Consider the following 18,491-nt stretch of genomic DNA (forward strand, 5'->3'; position numbering starts at 1 on the left):
TGGGGCTATTCTTTTGGGACGCGTGTTGACGGCTTGCAGACGTCGAAGCCCATTCACTCCTGAATTGATAGCTGTTCACATATATCCGACGAGGGCTAGCGGCCAAAATCGCTTAAGCCTACCCCTCAAACTGCGGATGCAGCTGGCGTATGCGTGTCATGGCCATGCCGGCGGCAGCAGTACGCGTCTCCACCCCCATCTTGACGAAGATGCGCTCCAGGTGCTTCTTCACCGTCATGGGGCTTGAGCCCAGGATGTCGCCAATGTCTTTGTTGGTCTTGCCCTTGACCACCCAGTACAGCACCTCAGCCTCCTTGGCGGTCAGCTTGAAGCACAGGCTCATGGCTTCGATGACGGCGGTGTCGGACACCTCGCGCATCACGATCAACCAGTCCCCACCCTCGGCGGCACCCTCACCGTCGCCGATCTGTTGGTGCAATCTGAAAGTCAGGCGACGAGCGCCTTGCTCGATGGCAAAGCGGGGTGGCTCGGCGCCAGGGTGCGGCTGCTGCGCCAGAAACGCAAGGCTGCTGCGCAACCAAACCAGCACCGGCTCGGGCGTATGCGGCGCCTGCGTGCCGCAGTAGCGCTCCAGCAGCTCACGGGCCAGTGGTGTTTGCCACATCAGCGCGCCGTCGCTGGAGCGCACGGTGATGGTGGCGTAGCCAAAGGCGTCCAACGCGTTGCGCGTCTGGCGCCGTTCGCGCGCCCCCTTCAGGTGCACCTGCATGCGGGCCAGCACTTCCTTCGGCTTGATGGGTTTGGTGACGTAATCCACACCGCCAGACTCCAGCGCGGCCACCAAGTATTCGGTCTCGGTCAGGCCGGTCATGAAGACGATGGGAATATGCGCCGTGGCCGCCAAAGCTTTGAGGCGGCGTGCTACGTCAAAACCATCCATGCCGGGCATCATGGCGTCGAGCAGAATGATGTCGGGCACGGCTTGCGTGGCGCGTTGCAACGCGGCCTCGCCCGATGTCGCCACCAGCACGGTGTAGCCGGATTCGTCCAGCGCGTCATGCAGCACGGACAGGTTGTCGGGCACGTCGTCGACGATCAGTACCACGTCGCTGTTGGCGCGGTCCAGCGTGCCGTGCAGGGGGCCGCCGCTGCCCTCGGCTGGTGATGGTAGTGGCAAGTCATTGCGCATGGTTGTTTTCTCGGTCGAGGTCTTTTTGCAGCAGCGCCAGCATGGCTTCAAACTGGAACTGCCGCGCCATGGCACCCAGGGCGTGCACAAAGCCGGCGCAGGCCGGGTGCTCCGCTACGATGTTGTCGAGCTTGTTGGTAATACCGCGGTAGAAGCCCAGGCGCACCAGTTCTTGGAGGGCCAGCAGGTCAGCACGCGGCGGGGGTGTGGCGTCGGTGGTATCGGCTGCGGCGATGGGTGGCACCATGGGGGCAACGTCGACCGCGTCGGCTGTTTCCAGCCATGCCAACGCCAGCTTGCGCTCCAACCAATCCAAGAGTTCGGTATGGCGTACCGGCTTGACGATGAAATCATCCGGCTCAATGCCCAGCACATTGTCGGCACCACGGTCAAAGGCATTGGCCGACACGATGGCCACTTGCGGTTGGCGACCGTCCAGGGCCCGGATGCGGCGCAGCGTCTCCCAGCCGTCGATGCCGGGCATGGCCAGGTCCAGCAGCACCACATCCGGGTCATAGCCCGCAGCCAATAAGTCCAAGCCATCGTGCCCACTGGCGGCCACGCGCAGCACAAAGCCCAAGGGCTCCAGCAGGCTGACCAGCAGCTCGCGGTCGGCCTCTTCGTTGTCCACCACCAGAATCTTGCGGCGCACGCCGGCATAGGCCTTGCGGGGCTGCCGCACGGCCTGGGTCAAGCGCTCCAGGCTGTTGCCAGATTTCAAATGCAACTCGGGCAGGAACAGCCGTACCTTGAACACCGAACCCTGGCCCAGTTGGCTGCTGGCCGTGAGCTCACCGCCCATCAAATCGGTCAGCATTTTTGCAATCGTCAGGCCCAGGCCCGAACCACTGGCGCCGCCCACGGCCAAGACGCTGGCGGCACGGCCAAAGGGGTCAAAAATGTGCTCCATCTCCTGCGCATGCATGCCGGGGCCGGTGTCGTGCACCTCCACCTGCGCCATCTCGCGCGCGTAGCGCAGGCGGAAGGTGACACTGCCCTGCTGCGTGAACTTGATCGCATTGCCCAGCAAGTTGATGACGATCTGGCGCACGCGCTTTTCATCGGCCTTGACCCATTCGGGAATGCTGCCCTGCACCTCGAAGCGGAAGGCCAGCCCCTTGGCCGCTGCCTGCAGTTCGAACAGGCTGGCGATCTCGTGCATGCCGTTGGCAAACTGCATGGGCTTGGGGTTGAGCGTGAGCTTACCGGCTTCGATCTGCGCCATGTCCAGCGTGCCTTCGATCAGCGAGAGCAAATGCTCGCCCCCGCGCTTGATGACGCTGACAGCCTGCACGCGGTGGGGGGGAATGGACGCGTCCTCGCCCATCAGCTGCGCATAGCCGAGGATGCTGTTGAGCGGTGTGCGCAGCTCGTGGCTGATGGCGCTGATGTAACGGCTCTTGGCCTGGTTGGCCTGCTGGGCCTGTTGTTTGGCGCGCTCCGCCAGCGCGGTGGCGGCCTGCAGGGCCTCGTCGGTCTGGCGGTGGGACTCAATCTCCTGCATCAGCAGATGGGTTTGGCGGTTGGACTCCTCCTGCGCCACCTGGCGGCTCTTGTGCGCCAGCACCAGCCACCAGGCCACGATGCCGCCCAACAGCAGGAGCGCCATATAGGCCTTGACGAAGCCCGAGCGCAAAGCATCCTGCATGGCGGCATTGACGCCCGTGGCCCCGTCCAGGCCAGAGAGTTCCTGTCGGTAAAACATGCCAAACACGGTGGCCAATAGCGGCACGATGATGAGCATCAGCAGGATGAAATGCCCGACACCGGTATCCAGATAGGGCCAGGCCCGTTGGGGCAACAGCCAGCGCAAGGCCGCCGACCACTGCGACGACAGGCTGGCGTGGGGCTTGCACAGGTCGCCACAGCGCGCATCCAACGTGCAGCACAACGAACAGATCGCGCCGCGGTAGGCGGGGCAGTGGGCCATGTCGGGGGCTTCGTATTCCCTCTCGCAGATTACGCAGCGCTGGACGCGTGGCATATCGTCATGCGCTGGAGCCTGGGCAGCGAAGCGTTTTGCTCCCCCGCTTCCACAGCTCGCCCCGCCCGCTGCGCGGGCTGCTCCTTTACCTGCGTAAAACGCTTCGCTGCCCAGGCTCCCGAGACTTTCTCTGGCGATGTAATAGCGGCCCTTTGTTGCCCAGGCCAGCGCGGGCGCTGCCACAAAAGCCGTCACCAGTGCCACTACCGCAGAAAACGCCTTGGCATCCGCTCCAAACAATCCCAGATACGCCATCACTGACAGCGCGGACGCCAGCGCCATCGCCCCCACACCGACCGGGTTGATGTCATACAAATGCGCGCGTTTGAACTCGATGCCCTTGGGTGACAAGCCCAGCGGCTTGTTGATGACCAGATCAGCCACCACGGTCATGATCCATGCGATGGCGATGTTCGAATACAAGCCCAGCACATCGCCCAGCGCGCGGAACACGTTCATCTCCATCAGCATGAAGGCGATCAGCGTGTTGAACACCACCCACACCACGCGCCCCGGGTGGCTATGGGTCAGGCGCGAGAAGAAATTGCTCCACGCCAGCGAGCCCGCATAGGCATTGGTGACATTGATCTTGAGCTGCGACAGTACGACAAACAACGCGGTAGCCGCCACCGCCCACTGCAGCGATGTGAAAACATGCTCATACGCCGCCAGGTACATCTGGTTGGGGTCCACCGCGCGGTCAGTGGGCACACTGTGCGTGATGGCCAGATAAGCCAGGCAGGCACCGCCCAACATCTTGGCCACGCCCAGCAGTACCCAGCCCGGCCCGCCCAGCATCACACACAGCCACCAGCGCCGCCGGTTCTGCGCCGTGCGCGCGGGCATAAAGCGCAGGTAGTCGGCCTGCTCGCCCATCTGCGTGATCAGCGCAATGCCCACCGTGAGCGCAGCACCAAACAAGTGCAGATCGAAAGCCCCACCCACGCCAAGTTCACCACCATAGTGCGATATGCCCTCAAATGCGGCGGGGTTGCGCACCAACACAAAGCCGAATGGCACAACCAGCATCAGCAGCCACAGCGGCTGCGTCCAGACTTGGAGCCGGCTGATGGCCGACACACCGTGTGTGACTAGGGGTATGACAACCAGCGCGCAGATCAGGTAGCCCCAGCTGGGCGGGATATCCAGCGCCAGCTCCAGCGCATAGGCCATGATGGCGGCCTCCAGCGCGAAGAAGATGAAGGTGAAGGTGGCGTAGATCAGCGAGGTGATCGTCGAGCCTATGTAGCCAAAGCCGGCGCCGCGGGTCAGCAGATCCATGTCCACGCCGTAGCGCGAGGCGTAGACACTGATGGGCAGGCCAGCTAAAAATATCACCAGCCCCGTTACCAGAATCGCCCAGAAGGCGTTGACGAAGCCGTACTGCACCAGCAGCGTGGCACCCACGGCCTCCAGCACCAGGAAGGACGCCGCGCCAAAGGCCGTGTTGGCCACCCGCCATTCGGACCATCGGCGAAAGCGCTGCGGTGCAAAGCGCAGCGCATAGTCTTCCATGGTCTCGCTGGCCACCCAATTGTTGTAGTCGCGGCGGATCTTCACCACCCGCTGGGGCGGCGCCTGGGGCTGTGGCGGAAGGTCGGGTACGGGCTGCACGCTGGGGCCGTGCAGATTCCATGCCACACCACCCCAGGGCATCCGGCATTTGGCGTATACGGCGGTTTTTCAGGGCACGGATATTGCCTAATAATGCCCAAACCTCTTCTGCCTACCCTCTGAGAGCGCCATGGAACTCACACCCCGCGAAAAAGACAAACTGCTGCTCTTCACCGCAGCCCTGCTGGCCGAGCGGCGCAAGGCCCGCGGTCTGAAGCTCAACTACCCGGAAGCCGTGGCCCTGATCAGCGCAGCTGTCATGGAAGGCGCCCGCGACGGCAAGACCGTGGCCCAACTGATGAGCGAGGGCCGCACCGTGCTGACGCGCGCCGACGTCATGGACGGTATAGCCGAGATGATTCCCGACATCCAGGTGGAGGCCACCTTCCCTGACGGCACCAAGTTGGTCACCGTGCACCAACCAATCATTTGATACCCACACTGCAGGAGCCCCCATGCGCAACAGGCCACTGAATGCTATTATTTTGCTAGCTATCTACGTAATATCCACGAGGGCTATGGCCCATACTGATCATGGCACCGAGACCCTGGCCACGGGTGTGGTGCACCCCTTCGGGCTGGACCACCTGCTGGCCATGGTCGCCGTGGGCGTATGGTCGGTGAGCGCGCTGCCTGGTCGCCAGGCCTGGCAGGGCCCGGCCACGTTCATGTTGGCACTGGTTACCAGTGCCCTGCTGGGCGCGAGCGGTGTGACGGTACCGTTCCTGGAGCATGCGATTGCGCTGTCTGTTGTGCTGTTTGGTGCCATGCTCATCGCGGCGACCCGGCCCGTGCCCAAGGCCCTGGGATTGGGACTGATCGCCGCAGCCGCTTCGCTGCATGGTCTGGCCCATGGCGCCGAGGCACCGGAGGCCGGCTTTGCTGGTTACGCCATCGGCTTCCTTCTGACAACCGCCGTGCTGCACCTGGGTGGCGTGGGCGTGGGCTTGGCCCTCCGCCGCTGGCTGGCCGCACGCAACACGGTGGTGCTGGGCGGCATGGGCGCCTTGCTGGGCTTTGCCGGGCTGTATCTGTTCAGCCAAGTCTGAGGGGCACGCCACCATGATCCCCGGCGAAATCATTACCGACGACGGTGAACACCTACTCAACACCGGCCGCCGCACCTTGACCGTGGTGGTGCAGAACACGGCCGACCGCCCTATTCAAGTGGGCTCGCACTACCACTTTGCGGAGACCAATGGCGCGCTGGGTTTTGATCGCGCCGCCGCGCAAGGCATGCGCCTGAACATTGCGTCCGGCTCGGCCGTGCGCTTTGAGCCTGGACAGCAGCGCACCGTGGAGTTGGTGGACTTTGCCGGCGACCGCATCGTCTACGGTTTTCGCGGCCTCGTACAAGGAAAACTCTAGCCATGGCAACCATAGGACGCCGCGCCTACGCGGAAATCTTTGGCCCCACCGTGGGTGACCGTGTGCGCCTGGCCGACACCGGCCTGCTGATCGAGGTGGAGAAAGACTACACACTCGCAGCCGGCAGCTACGGCGAAGAAGTGAAGTTTGGCGGCGGCAAGACCATACGCGACGGCATGGCGCAGTCGCAAAAGACGCGCGCCGAGGGCGCTGTGGATTGCGTGCTGACCAATGCGCTGATCCTCGACCACTGGGGCATTGTCAAGGCCGACATTGGGCTTAAGGGCGGGCGCATCGCCGCCATCGGCAAGGCCGGCAACCCCGACACGCAACCGGGTGTGGACATCATCATCGGCCCCGGCACCGAAATCATCAGCTGCGAGGGCAACATCGTCACCGCCGGCGGCATCGACAGCCACATCCACTTCATCTGCCCACAGCAAATCGAAGAGGCTCTCTCCAGCGGCATCACCACCATGTTGGGCGGCGGCACAGGCCCCGCCACCGGCACCTTTGCCACCACCTGCACCCCCGGCCCCTGGAATATTGAGCGCATGCTGCAGGCGGCCGATGCCTTTCCCATGAACCTGGGCTTTCTGGGCAAGGGCAATGCATCGCTACCCACCGCGCTGCACGAGCAGATCAACGCCGGTGTCATTGGCTTGAAGCTGCACGAGGACTGGGGCACCACGCCCAGCGCCATCAGCAACTGCCTGGACGTGGCCGATGCAACCGACACGCAGGTCGCCATCCATTCCGACACGCTCAACGAGTCGGGCTTTGTGGAAGACACCATTGCCGCAACCAAGGGTAGAGGCCTGTGCGCCTTCCACACCGAGGGCGCAGGCGGCGGCCACGCACCCGACATCCTGCGCGTGGTGGGCCAGGCGAACTTTCTGCCCAGCTCCACCAACCCCACCATGCCCTACACCCAGAACACGCTGGACGAGCATGTGGACATGCTGATGGTCTGTCACCACCTGGACGCGGGCATTGCCGAAGACTTGGCCTTTGCCGAAAGTCGCATCCGCAAGGAGACCATTGCGGCCGAAGACATCCTGCACGACCTGGGCGCCATCAGCATGATGAGCAGCGACAGCCAGGCCATGGGCCGCGTCGGCGAGGTCATCATCCGCACTTGGCAGACGGCGGACAAGATGAAGGCCCAGCGCGGCACCCTGCCCGAAGACAGTGCGCGCAATGACAACTTCCGCGCCAAGCGCTATATCGCCAAGTACACGATCAACCCTGCCATTGCCCACGGCATCAGCCACGAGGTGGGCAGTATCGAGGTCGGTAAATGGGCCGACCTAGTCATCTACAAGCCCGCCTTCTTTGGCGTCAAGCCCGCACTGATTCTCAAAGGCGGCTTCATCGCCCACGCCGCCATGGGTGACCCCAATGCGTCTATCCCCACACCCCAGCCCGTACACTACCGACCCATGTTCGGCTCCTTCGGCGGCGCGCTGCACCGGGGCTCCTTCACCTTTGTGTCACAAGCCGGCTTAGACGCTGGCGTGAAGGAAAGTTTTGGCCTGGCCAAGAATGTGTCCGCCGTGAAAAACGTGCGCGGCGTGCGCAAGCAGCACATGGTGCACAACAGCTACTTGCCAGTGATGGAGATCGACCCACAGACCTATACCGTGCGGGCGGATGGGCAGTTGCTGACGTGCGAGCCTGCGGTAAGCTTGCCGATGGCTCAACGCTATTTTCTATTCTGATGATCATCCATGCCTCGAAAATCCTGCCGCAGGGCGCCGGTCTCTCCTCCGTTCTGCTGAAGCGCGCCTCCACGGTCGAGCTCGACTGGGACGTCCGCCAAAAAAGCCGCTTTGACGCAACCGACTCCGCGGGCCGGCAGATCGGCGTGTTCCTGCCGCGCGGCACAGCCGTGCGGGGTGGGGATGTGCTGGTGGCGGAAGATGGCTCTTTGATCAAAGTGATTGCCGCGCCGCAGGCGGTGCTGAAGATCACGCATTGCACCGAGCATGGCACGCCCTTTGACCTGCTACGCGCGGCCTACCACCTGGGCAACCGGCATGTGCCAATTGAGCTCACACCCGACCACCTGAAGATTGAGCCCGACCATGTGCTGGCCGACATGCTGCGCGCCATGCATTTGATCGTGCACGCAGTGGACGAAGCCTTTGAGCCGGAGAGCGGCGCCTATGCGTCGGGCGGGCACGGGCACGCGCATGCCGGGCATGAACACAGCCATGGGCATGGTCACGACCATGAACAGGGACACGCGCACAAGCATGCCGAAGCCAAGCCCTCGGCCAGCCAAAAGCTTGCGTCCATCCCCATCGCCGCTACCGACCCCGCGCCCCATGTACATGGCCCCGGCTGCGGCCACGACCACAAACACTGAGCCTCTCCGAAAAGAAAGACGATGCTCGACTCCAGCCTGATGCAACTGATGTGGCTGGCCTCCCCGGCCCTGCCTATTGGCGGCTTCTCGTATTCCGAATGCCTGGAAGCCGCCGTGGATACCGAGCGAGCCGCCACGGAAGGCGATGCCTCGGCCTGGCTGGTGGACCAATTGCATTTGAGCCTGAGCCGCTCCGACCTGCCCGCCGTGGCCCAGGCCATCACCGCTTGGCGCGACCAGGACCATGCCCGCGTTGCCACGCTGAATGCCTGGGTGCTGCAAACGCGTGAGAGCAGCGAATTGCGTGCGCAGTCCGAGCAAATGGGTCGCTCACTGCTGGACTGGCTGCGCAACCACACCACCGCCACGCCAACCCAGATTGCGCTGCTGGCCGAACAGCCGCCCACCACCTACCCCATCGCCTTCGCGCTGGCCGCCAGTGCCACACAGGCACCGCTACGCGAGTGCCTGCTGGCCTACGCCTTTGGCTGGGCCGAGAACATGGCCCAGGCTGCCATCAAATCAGTCCCGCTGGGCCAGAGCGCAGGGCAACGCATACTCTCTGCGCTGACGGCCGAGATACCCGCCGCCATCGACCACGCTCTGTCTTTCACCGACGACAGCCGCCAGGCGTTCACGCCCATGCTGGCCATACTCAGCAGCCAGCACGAAACACAGTACTCCAGGTTATTCAGGTCCTAGCCCTCGTCTGTATTGCGTAGGTAGCTCTTCTATTAATAGCAACCATCCAACACCCCAAGCACCATGTCTACCCTGCACCACATACCCAACCGCACCAAACACCTGCCCCCTCTGCGCGTGGGCATAGGCGGCCCCGTGGGCTCGGGCAAGACCACGCTGCTGGAGATGCTGTGCAAGGCCATGCGCGCGCAATACGACCTGGTGGCCATTACCAACGACATCTACACCAAGGAAGACCAGCGCCTGCTGACCGTCAGCGGCGCACTGCCGGCCGAGCGCATCATGGGTGTGGAGACGGGCGGCTGCCCGCACACGGCCATACGCGAAGACGCCTCCATCAATCTGGAGGCCATTGACCGCATGCTGGTGGACTTCCCCAATGCCGATATCGTGTTTGTCGAAAGCGGTGGCGACAACCTGGCCGCCACCTTCAGCCCCGAGCTGAGTGACCTGACGATCTACGTGATCGACGTAGCGGCCGGTGAAAAGATCCCGCGCAAGGGTGGCCCCGGCATCACCAAGAGCGATATGTTTGTCATCAACAAGACAGACCTGGCGCCCTATGTGGGCGCGGACCTGGCGGTGATGGAGGCGGACACCATCCGCATGCGCACCACGCCCAAGGGCTTGAAGCCTTTTGTGATGACCAATCTGAAAACGCAAGCAGGATTGAAAGACGTCATCGCCTTTATCGAAACCAAAGGCATGCTGCGCGCTGGCTGAAAACGCTAAGCCGCCTTCTCGGCCAGAAGGTGTTCGTAGGCCTGTGCGGCGCTCAAGAACACCTGCCCTGTCAAATCCTTGCCGAGCAGTTTGCTGAGTTTGAGCCGGTCCATGACCGGGCCTTTCACCTCGCACAGGTGCAAGCAGCGCTTTTGCTCTCGCATGTGCTTGTTCAGCTCATTCAGCGCCAGCAGCGCGGTCGTGTCCACCATGTTGACGGCGGATAGCACCAGCACCAGGTGCTTCACGGCCGGCCGCGCCAGCAGTTCGCGTTCGATACGGTCCACGACGCCATCGGTGTTGTTGAACACCAGGTCGGAGTCGATACGCAGCATCAACGCGTGGGGCAGCGTCTCCACCGCATAGCGTGCCTCGTTGCGGAAGTGCTCGGTGCCCGGCAAGCGCCCGACGATGGCGATGTGCGGGTGGCTACTGCGCCAGATCAGCGATGCAAAGGACAGCACCACGCCCATCAGCACGCCCTCTTCCACGCCCAGCAGCAACACACCGGCGGTGGTGGCCACCAGCGTGGCGGCGTCGCTGCGGTCATGCCGCCAGGATTCGGACAAGGTGGACAGATCCACCATGCCCAGCACCGCAATGATGATGGTAGCCGCCATGGCCGGCAGGGGAAGCAGTGACAGCCAGGCATTGGGCACACACAGCGCAATGGCGATCAGACCCGCAGAGAACAAGGTCGCCAGCGGCGTGTTGGCACCGGCTGCGTAGTTAACCGCCGAACGCGAAATACTGCCCGTCACCACAAAGCCACCACTGACCGCACTGGCCAGGTTGGCCGCGCCCAGGCCTAGCAGTTCGCGATTGGTGTCTATGCGTTCGCCACGCTTTTGGGCCAGCGCTTGCGCCGCCGACTGGCTGGCCAGGAAGACCATGAAACCGATGACCAGGGCCGGCAGCAACAGGCTACGCCAATGGTCGGGCGACAGCGCCATGCCAATGTGGGGCAGACCCGCCGGAATCTGACCTACCGTTTGCACACCCGCTGCGTCCAGCCCCAGCACCGCCACGGCAACGGTGGCACCCACCACCACAAATATCGGCGCCAGCTTGGGCAGTATGTCGGCCACCCAGCCGCCCAATGGTTTTAGCACTGCGGGCAAAGCGTAGCGCGCCAGCACCAGCAGCGCCAACGACACGGCGCCCACCGCCACGCTGGGCATATGGATGGCCGCCACACTCCAGCCATGCGACAGCCCCAACAAGGGCTTGAGCTGACCCACGGCAATGACCACCGCCGCACCGCTGGTAAAACCACTCATGACCGGGCGGCTGAAGAAGTTGGACAAGAAACCCAGGCGCAGTACGCCGCACAGCAACAGGACCACACCCACCGCCAGCGCCAGTTGTTGCGACAGCACCTGGAACAGCGCGCTGTTCGCGGGTGCCAGTGCGGCAACGGCCGTACCAATCATCAGCGACGTGATGGCCATGGGCCCGACCGACTGCACCATGCTGCTGCCTAGCAGCGCGTAAGCCACGGCCGGCAGCAGGCTGGCATAGAGCCCGGTCACTGGCGGCAGGCCTGCCACCAGCGCATAGGCCATGCCTTGCGGGATCAGCATCAGCGCGACGATGACGCCGGCAGCCATATCGCCAGCCAGAAGTTCTTTGCGGTACTGTTTGATCCAGTGCATAAATGCCCGGAACTATAGCCGCCGCAACGGCCCAGCTCTACAAAACCTTGTCGGTGGTGGCCGCCAGCCACTTGCCCAGCACGGTCTTCAAGACGCCGATCGCAATGGGCTTGGACAAGAAATCGTCCATGCCGACAGACAGGCAGCGCTGGCGGTCTTCTTCAAAGGCATCGGCCGTCAGCGCGATGATGGGGATGTGCGGCCGCTGGGGCTGCTCGGCCTCCCATTGGCGGATCTGCTCCATGGCCGTATAGCCGTCCATGACCGGCATGTGCACATCCATCAGCACCAGGGCGTGCGGTGTGCCCGCACCCTGCCGGGTGATCGCGTCCACCGCCTTTTGCCCGTCGCCCACCAGCGTCATCGTGAGCCCCAGGCGTGCGGCAAACGACCGCATCACCATCGCATTGACGGGGTTGTCTTCGGCCACCAGGATGTGACCCCGCAACGCCCCGCCCGAGCCCAGCAGGTCGGTCTTCGGCTGCGTGGACTCCCTGGTTTTGCCATCGCCGTGCTGCGAAGCCAATACCTCCACCGGAACCCGGAACCAAAAGCGCGCGCCCTTGCCCGGCGTGCTACTGACCCCAACCTCGCCGCCCATGGCCTGGGCCAGCATGCTCACCAGCGAGAGCCCCAACCCAGTGCCACCGAATTCGCGGGTGACTGAGCTGTCGGTTTGTGAGAACGGCTTGAACAACAGGCCTATGTTTTCCGGCGCAATGCCAATCCCGGAGTCGGTCACCGAAAACTCGAGGCGCCTGCGGCCCCCGTCCGAGTCCGCGTCCCCTCCCAGCTCTGCACAAACGATGCGCACACTGCCGGTGGTGGTGAACTTGATGGCGTTACCTACCAGGTTGGCCAGCATCTGCCCCAAGCGGTGGACATCGCCGGAGTACCGCTGCCCCACCGGCCCTTGCCACTGGCAATCCAGTTGCAGGCCCTTGGCCTGGGCTGCACCCGAAAACAGGTTGCGGGTATTGCCCAGCAGCGCGGCCATGTCAAAGGCCTTGGCCTCCAGTTGCAGCTTGCCCGCCTCCACCTTGGACAGGTCCAGGATGTCATTGAGCAGCGCCAACAGCGTATGGCCACTGGTCAGAATGGTTTGCGCGTATTGGATGCGCTCCGTCTCGGCCAGCCCCGGTGCTTGCAACAGCTGCGCCATGCCCAGTACGCCGTTCATGGGCGTGCGGATTTCGTGGCTCATCGTGGCCAGGAAGCGGCTCTTGGCAATATTGGCGGCCTGCGCACTATCGCGCGCCTGCTTCAGGCTCAGTTCGCTGGCAGCCAGCTCCATCGCATTCTCTTGCAGCGCACGGATGGCGCGGCGCCCCTGCAGCGCATGGGCTGCGGCCATGGCCAGGTTGCCGACGATCTCGCGCTGCGTAGCATTGAGCTGACGCGGCTGGCGGTCGATGACGCACAGCGTGCCGATGCGACTGCCGTCGTCCATCACAATGGGCGCGCCGGCGTAGAAGCGGATGTCGGGCGCATCCGTCACCAGCGGGTTGTCGGCAAAGCGCTTGTCCTGCGTCGCATCGGGCACTTCGAACAGGCTGTCGTCCAGAATGGCGTGGGCGCAAAAGGCAATGTCGCGTGAGGTTTCCGACACACCCGGCAAGCCCAGATTGGCCTTGAACCACTGGCGCTCGCTGTCGACCAGGCTGATCAACGAAATGGGCACGCCACACACGAGCGATGCCACCTTGATCAGCGCGTCAAACTCCTCCTCAGGCCCGGAGTCCAACACATCCAGCGCGTGCAATGCCGCCAATCTAGCGGGTTCGGTCGACGGCAATTCTGCAATTTGCATAGCCAAACCATTTCAAAGGGGTGGATGGGGCTTTGGAAAATTCTACGCGCGCTATCACTGTACGCTCTCCATGTGCTGCGCCGCCATGGCCTCTTGCAGCACCACCAGCGCCTGCTCGCTGTCAAAGGCATTCACCGCCGCTTGCAGGGCGGCGAAGTGCGCCGCAAAACCCACCCGGAACAGGTTCGCGTGCCCGTTGAGCAAACGCTCGGCATTGCCATCGTCGTTGCGCAACAGGGTCTCCAACTGCGCGCACAACTCCGCCAAGCGCGCAGCGTCCACCGCCTGCGCCGGGCGGCCGGCATCGGGGCCGCCTTCGCGCGGCAACGCCGTGTGGATGGCCGCTATTTGCGCACGCAGCGCCGTCGTCAAGTTGTCCAGCAGGGCCGCCCGCACGCCCTCGCCCGCACGGCTGCGCAGTGCCTGCTCCATGGCCTCGGCCGCGCGCACCACTTCCGCCGCCGCGATGTTGCCGGCCAGCCCCTTGAGTGTGTGGGCCAGGCGGGTGGCAGTGGGCACGTCGTTGGCGGCCAGCGCCTGGGCGATGGCCTGGGGAGTGCCGGCCTGTGCCTCTGCAAAGGCGCGCAGCATCGCCAGGTAGCGGTGCTGCTTGCCCATGACGCGACGCAGGCCCGCGGCCTGGTCCAGCCCTTCCACAAAGGCCGGCAAAGCCTCACCGACAAATTCTGCGGAGTAGCCCCCAGTCGTATTGGCCCAGTCCGTGGTCTGTGGCCCGGGCGCACTGCGAGGGGCTATCCAGTACAGCAGCACGCGGAACAGCTCGTCGGGGTCTATGGGCTTGGTCACAAAGTCGACCATGCCGGCTGCCAGGCATTTCTCTTTGTCCGACGCCATGGCGTTCGCCGTCATGGCCACAATGGGCACGGCTCCACCCTGCAGAGTGGCCCGTATGCGGCGCGTGGCCTCCAGGCCGTCCATGGTGGGCATTTGCATATCCATCAGAATCACGTCATAGGCTTGGCCGGCAACACTGGCGGCCATGGCCATGTCGCAGGCAATGCGGCCATCGTCCGCGATGTCGACCATGAAGCCGGCATCGCGCAATAATTCGCTGGCCACCTGCTGGTTCAGAGCGTTGTCTTCGGCCAGCAGAATGCGGGCGCCCTGCACCGCCTGCAGCGCATCAGGCGCCAGGCCGGCACGCGCATCGGCGGCGCTGCCCAGCCTTTGCAGACTACCCGCCAGCAGGTCCATCAAGGTGTCAAACAATTTGGACGGGGCCACAGGCTTACCCAGCTTGGCACCAACTTGCACATCGCCGCTTGCCGCGGCCAGCATGTCCACGTCTTCACCCGGCTGTGTCAGCGCAACCAGCTTGGGCACACGCTTCAAGTACAAGGCCTGCAGTGCCCGCACCGTGGCGACGCCATCCACATCTGGCATGTGCCAGTCCAGCAACACCACCTCATAGGGCTCGCCTGCGGCATCGGCGCGCGCAATCTCGTGCAGTGCCGCCTGGCCCGTATCGACGGTGACCACCGCAAAACGCATCCAGCTTAGCATTTCAGACAAGACCTGGCGGGTGTTTCCCACATCGTCTACCACCAGCACCCGGCGTCCCCGCATGTCGTTTTGCAGCTCGAGGCGGCGCGTGCTGCGGCTGCCCAGTTCCAGATTCACCGTGAACCAGAACGTGGAGCCTTTGCCGGGCACGCTGTGCACACCCACATCGCCCCCCATCTGCTGCGCCAGCACCTTGGTGATGGACAGGCCCAGGCCCGTGCCACCGTATTTGCGTGTGGTGGACACATCGGCCTGCTGGAAGCTGTGAAACAGTTTGGATATCTGGTCTTCGGTCAGACCAATGCCGGTGTCGCGCACCTCAAAGCGCAACACCACGCGCTGGTCATCGGTCTTGCTTTGCACGCGCACCAGAATGTCTATCTCTCCGGCATCGGTGAACTTCAGCGCATTGCCGGCGTAATTGATCAGCATCTGGCTCAGGCGCAAGGCGTCACCCTTCAGCGCATCGGGCACATCCTGTGCCACATCAAACAGCAACTCCAACCCCTTGCCCTCAGCCTTGTCGCCCAGCAGGTCGGCCACCTTGATCAACAGGCGCTCCAGGCTGAATTCGCCAATCTCCAGCTCCAGCTTGCCCGACTCCACCTTGGACAGCTCCAGAATGTCGTTGATGATGGCCAGCAGATGCTGGCTGGACTGCTGGGCCTTGTGCAGGTAGTCGCGCTGGCGCGGCGTCAGGTCCGTCTTCAGCGCCAGGTGGCACATGCCAATGATGGCATTCATCGGCGTGCGGATCTCATGGCTCATATTGGCCAGAAAGGCCGACTTAGTGGCCGTGGCGGCCTCGGCTTTTTGGCGGGCCTGGGCCGTGTCGCGCAGGGCCAGGTGCAACTCCACATTCTTGCTCTCCACCTCGCCCAAAGCGCGGTTCTTTTCGGAGTCAAAAATCCGCGTGTGGATCAGCAGCGTGAACACCAGGCCGATCTGGCAGGCTGCAAAAAAGAAGCCTGAATAGGCTTTGTTGAACAGCATGGGCAGGGTTATGCCCAGCATGCCCATGATGCCAAAGACCAGCACACACGCTGAATTGACGAGCAGCCAAAAAATGGTGTTGCGATTGAAGCCCAGCATCAGCGTGGCCGTGACCGGGCCAAATGCAAACCAGGGGATGACCGGCGAATACAGCCCGCCCGAAAAATAGGTACAGCCCGCCACCGCCACCAGCGTGTTGGTGCACAAATACACATTAGCCGCCACCGTGTAGCTGCCACCCTTGGCGATGTAGAGCAAATTGGCCAGCAGCAGCAGGCCGTTGAGGGCCATGATGTAGATGCCGGGCTCGAAATCTATGGCCCAACTGACGAACACGTAGAAGGCCGAGAAGAACACCACGGCCCAGTTGAACTGGACCAGTAACGCAAATTTCTTGTCCGCCGCCTGCAAACGCGCCACGTCCGCATCCGGCCGGGCCGCGCTACGCCGCTCTGGCGCACTGGGTTCTGCAATCATCTACCTGAACTCCCTTGTGCAGTTGCACTGTTCTACTTGTTGCCATTGCTTTGTTTGTACTTGGCGCCTGTCTCTGGCCGGCAGGTATTTGCCCCGCAGTTCGCCTACCGTGTCGGGCGTCATCATCGCCAAAATTGGGGCATTCGGCAATGCGCCATTTGGATGCAGGCAACCGAGCCGACCGCCAACTTCTGCGCCATACTGGGCGCTATCACTGTAGACCCCGTGACACCACAAGCAAGCCCGATATGCGCCACCAACACGCCTTCTTGATATTCGTCTGCCTGTGGCTCGCAGTACCGTGGTGCTTCGCGGGCGACCCCAAAGACGCAAGCTACCTGCCCTCCATACCATCCGTCGATGCGGCCAAGCGCGACATTCGCGGTGCGATAACCGAACGCTGCGGCACAGGCTCTTGCTGGAACTGGAACGCCACCCAGGTATGCAACATCGTTGCCGCTGTGGATATCAAGACGGATTACGCGGTGACTGACGCCATGGTTTCCGCCAACCGCAAGCCCACCATACCCATATCCGAACGCGACGTCGCGCTGATGAAGCTGATATTCAGCCAATGCAAGCCAACGACCTACCAGCACTGGCTGTTCAACTCACCATTCCACGTCATATATGACCCCAGTCCCCAGGTGAAGGCCGAGGTCAATAATTTGCTGGGCATCAAAGCCGAGCGCTGAGACCAACCCGCCGCGACCAAGCGCCACGGATAGGCTTGCGGTTAGAATATGCGCCTCTGGAAGCTTGGCCGAGCGGTTTAAGGCACCGGTCTTGAAAACCGGCGAGGATGTGAGTCCTCCGTGAGTTCGAATCTCACCGCTTCCGCCACCGGGCCTTTTTTCTCAAGGGCTCCCGGGCGGTTGGGTACTTCTACCCACCTTTCTACCCACCGTGTTGCTTGGCACGTTGTGAGACTGTGCGGCAATGGCTTCCACCCTGGGGAGTTCGCCAAGTAGACTTTTCCTGCTTTTAATGCTGTACTTTGACCTTGGAGATATCCACTCCTACCTATTAGTCCAAGCCGTCAAACTACAAAGCAACCGCCAATAATTCAAGGAGAAGCCCATGGCAAAGGACGGGAAATCACTTGAATCGCTGGTTGCGTTTATCGAGGGACTACTGCTACCACCGGGCTTTGAATTGAAGACAAACGTCCGCTCATTCGACGATGACGGCGTCCAAATTGACGAGCTTGACGTTGTAATTCGTGGGCGGAGAAACGAGGGAGCATTCTCTTGGCTCATTGAATGCCGTGACCGGCCTGCGGGTGGCGCTGCGGGTAGACCTTGGCTTGAGCAACTCGTAGGGCGCAAGGCAATAGGAAAATTTGATGTGGTTACGGCTGTATCAACCACAGGGTTCAGCTCTGGAGCACGTATAGCGGCACTTGCCGGGGGAATTGAATTGCGAGAGGTTCAGAGCTTGCAACCAGCGGAATTCGCCAGCTGGCTGAAGCTCTCCGAGATGCAAGTGATTTGGAAATTTCAAGACTTGCATCACGTAAATGTGATTTTTCACTACGACGAGCCCGAAGAATGGGTTGAAGCAGGAACAAGCGCACTTGGGCGCGACTTTGGAGAAACGGACGGGGATGACCATTCTCGAATTCTGTATTTCCAACTAGAGAAAGTTCGCTTCAATCTAACCGAGGCTTTTGTGAGAACACTTGCGGAAGTCAACGACTGCTACGAGGGCGTATACCCAGATAGCCCAAAGCTGGTCCACACGAGCTGGGGCGGTTTCGATCAGACCAACGAATTGATGGTCGAAACTCCAGTCGGCCACATCCGAATTAAGCGACTCGACTTCTACGGGGCATTGCGCATCGTTGAAACAGACGTTCCGATTTCGAAGGCCGTTGAATACAGGCACTTTGATTCGGATAGAGTAATCTCGCAAACAGCATCCTTCCAACCACAGCGCATGATGGGTTCCAGTTGGGAGGTTGAACTGCACCACGTAAATGAGCCTGAGAAAACATACATTACTCTTTGCCGCAAAGACGACACTTCAGCGTCCAAAAAACGGGCACAGGCGAAACCGGGCACCTAGATTTTTGCTCTCCAACTGAGGTGAACGACTTCTCGCTTGAAGACTCACCTTGC

14 protein-coding genes and 1 tRNA gene are annotated in these 18,491 nt (G+C 62.4%); 10 read left to right on the forward strand and 5 right to left on the reverse strand.

What is annotated here, in order from left to right; all coding sequences use genetic code 11:
- Window positions 1-118 precede the first annotated feature (118 nt).
- Together AC07OO_RS11205 and AC07OO_RS11210 are read right to left on the reverse strand one after the other, a co-directional pair.
- Entirely contained in the window at window positions 119-1,150 is a 1,032-nt protein-coding gene (locus AC07OO_RS11205) for a response regulator (protein WP_495082189.1), read from the reverse strand.
- Window positions 1,140-4,790 (reverse strand): ATP-binding protein, encoded by a 3,651-nt coding sequence (locus AC07OO_RS11210; RefSeq protein ID WP_495082190.1) that lies wholly within the window; start codon window positions 4,788-4,790, stop codon window positions 1,140-1,142. Before AC07OO_RS11210 ends, AC07OO_RS11205 begins: the two co-directional genes overlap by 11 nt.
- Before the next feature lie 88 nt (window positions 4,791-4,878).
- Between AC07OO_RS11210 and AC07OO_RS11215 the strand changes: the two genes are divergently transcribed.
- The 7 genes from AC07OO_RS11215 to ureG all read left to right on the forward strand — a co-directional run bounded on the left by AC07OO_RS11215 (window position 4,879) and on the right by ureG (window position 9,912).
- Window positions 4,879-5,181, forward strand: a complete 303-nt coding sequence (locus tag AC07OO_RS11215; RefSeq protein ID WP_495082191.1) for an urease subunit gamma — start codon at window positions 4,879-4,881, stop codon at window positions 5,179-5,181.
- A gap of 22 nt (window positions 5,182-5,203) precedes the next feature.
- Entirely contained in the window at window positions 5,204-5,797 is a 594-nt protein-coding gene (locus tag AC07OO_RS11220) for a HupE/UreJ family protein (protein WP_495082192.1), read from the forward strand.
- A 13-nt stretch (window positions 5,798-5,810) separates the two neighbouring features.
- Window positions 5,811-6,116: an urease subunit beta gene (locus tag AC07OO_RS11225; RefSeq protein ID WP_495082193.1), complete on the forward strand. Its 306-nt coding sequence runs from the start codon at window positions 5,811-5,813 to the stop codon at window positions 6,114-6,116.
- 2 nt (window positions 6,117-6,118) lie between these two features.
- Window positions 6,119-7,837 (forward strand): urease subunit alpha, encoded by a 1,719-nt coding sequence (gene ureC, locus AC07OO_RS11230; protein WP_495082194.1) that lies wholly within the window; start codon window positions 6,119-6,121, stop codon window positions 7,835-7,837.
- 2 nt (window positions 7,838-7,839) lie between these two features.
- Window positions 7,840-8,487: an urease accessory protein UreE gene (ureE, locus tag AC07OO_RS11235; protein WP_495083335.1), complete on the forward strand. Its 648-nt coding sequence runs from the start codon at window positions 7,840-7,842 to the stop codon at window positions 8,485-8,487.
- A 21-nt stretch (window positions 8,488-8,508) separates the two neighbouring features.
- A complete protein-coding gene (locus tag AC07OO_RS11240) occupies window positions 8,509-9,189 on the forward strand; it encodes an urease accessory protein UreF (RefSeq protein ID WP_495082195.1) in 681 nt (226 codons plus the stop codon).
- 63 nt (window positions 9,190-9,252) lie between these two features.
- Entirely contained in the window at window positions 9,253-9,912 is a 660-nt protein-coding gene (gene ureG, locus AC07OO_RS11245; protein WP_495082196.1) for an urease accessory protein UreG, read from the forward strand.
- A gap of 5 nt (window positions 9,913-9,917) precedes the next feature.
- On the opposite strand, the gene AC07OO_RS11250 is transcribed toward ureG, so the two are convergent.
- From AC07OO_RS11250 to AC07OO_RS11260, 3 genes are read right to left on the reverse strand one after another with little or no spacing between them, the layout of a single operon-like run.
- On the reverse strand, window positions 9,918-11,567 hold the full coding sequence (locus AC07OO_RS11250; protein ID WP_495082197.1) for a SulP family inorganic anion transporter: 1,650 nt from the start codon (window positions 11,565-11,567) through the stop codon (window positions 9,918-9,920).
- A gap of 37 nt (window positions 11,568-11,604) precedes the next feature.
- The gene (locus AC07OO_RS11255) at window positions 11,605-13,377 is read right to left on the reverse strand and encodes a GAF domain-containing hybrid sensor histidine kinase/response regulator (protein ID WP_495082198.1); all 1,773 of its coding nucleotides are present in this window, start codon (window positions 13,375-13,377) and stop codon (window positions 11,605-11,607) included.
- A gap of 54 nt (window positions 13,378-13,431) precedes the next feature.
- Window positions 13,432-16,371, reverse strand: coding sequence for a hybrid sensor histidine kinase/response regulator (locus AC07OO_RS11260; RefSeq protein ID WP_495082199.1), 2,940 nt, complete (start codon window positions 16,369-16,371; stop codon window positions 13,432-13,434).
- 248 nt (window positions 16,372-16,619) lie between these two features.
- Here AC07OO_RS11260 and AC07OO_RS11265 point away from each other — a divergent pair, with 248 nt between their 5' ends.
- From AC07OO_RS11265 to AC07OO_RS11275, 3 genes are all read left to right on the forward strand, one after another.
- Complete coding sequence (locus AC07OO_RS11265) at window positions 16,620-17,066, forward strand: hypothetical protein (RefSeq protein ID WP_495082200.1); 447 nt, start codon at window positions 16,620-16,622, stop codon at window positions 17,064-17,066.
- A 58-nt stretch (window positions 17,067-17,124) separates the two neighbouring features.
- Window positions 17,125-17,214, forward strand: a tRNA-Ser gene (locus AC07OO_RS11270).
- A gap of 237 nt (window positions 17,215-17,451) precedes the next feature.
- On the forward strand, window positions 17,452-18,438 hold the full coding sequence (locus tag AC07OO_RS11275; protein ID WP_495082201.1) for a hypothetical protein: 987 nt from the start codon (window positions 17,452-17,454) through the stop codon (window positions 18,436-18,438).
- Window positions 18,439-18,491 lie beyond the last annotated feature (53 nt).

Source organism: Rhodoferax sp. GW821-FHT07G04 (assembly GCF_059418585.1).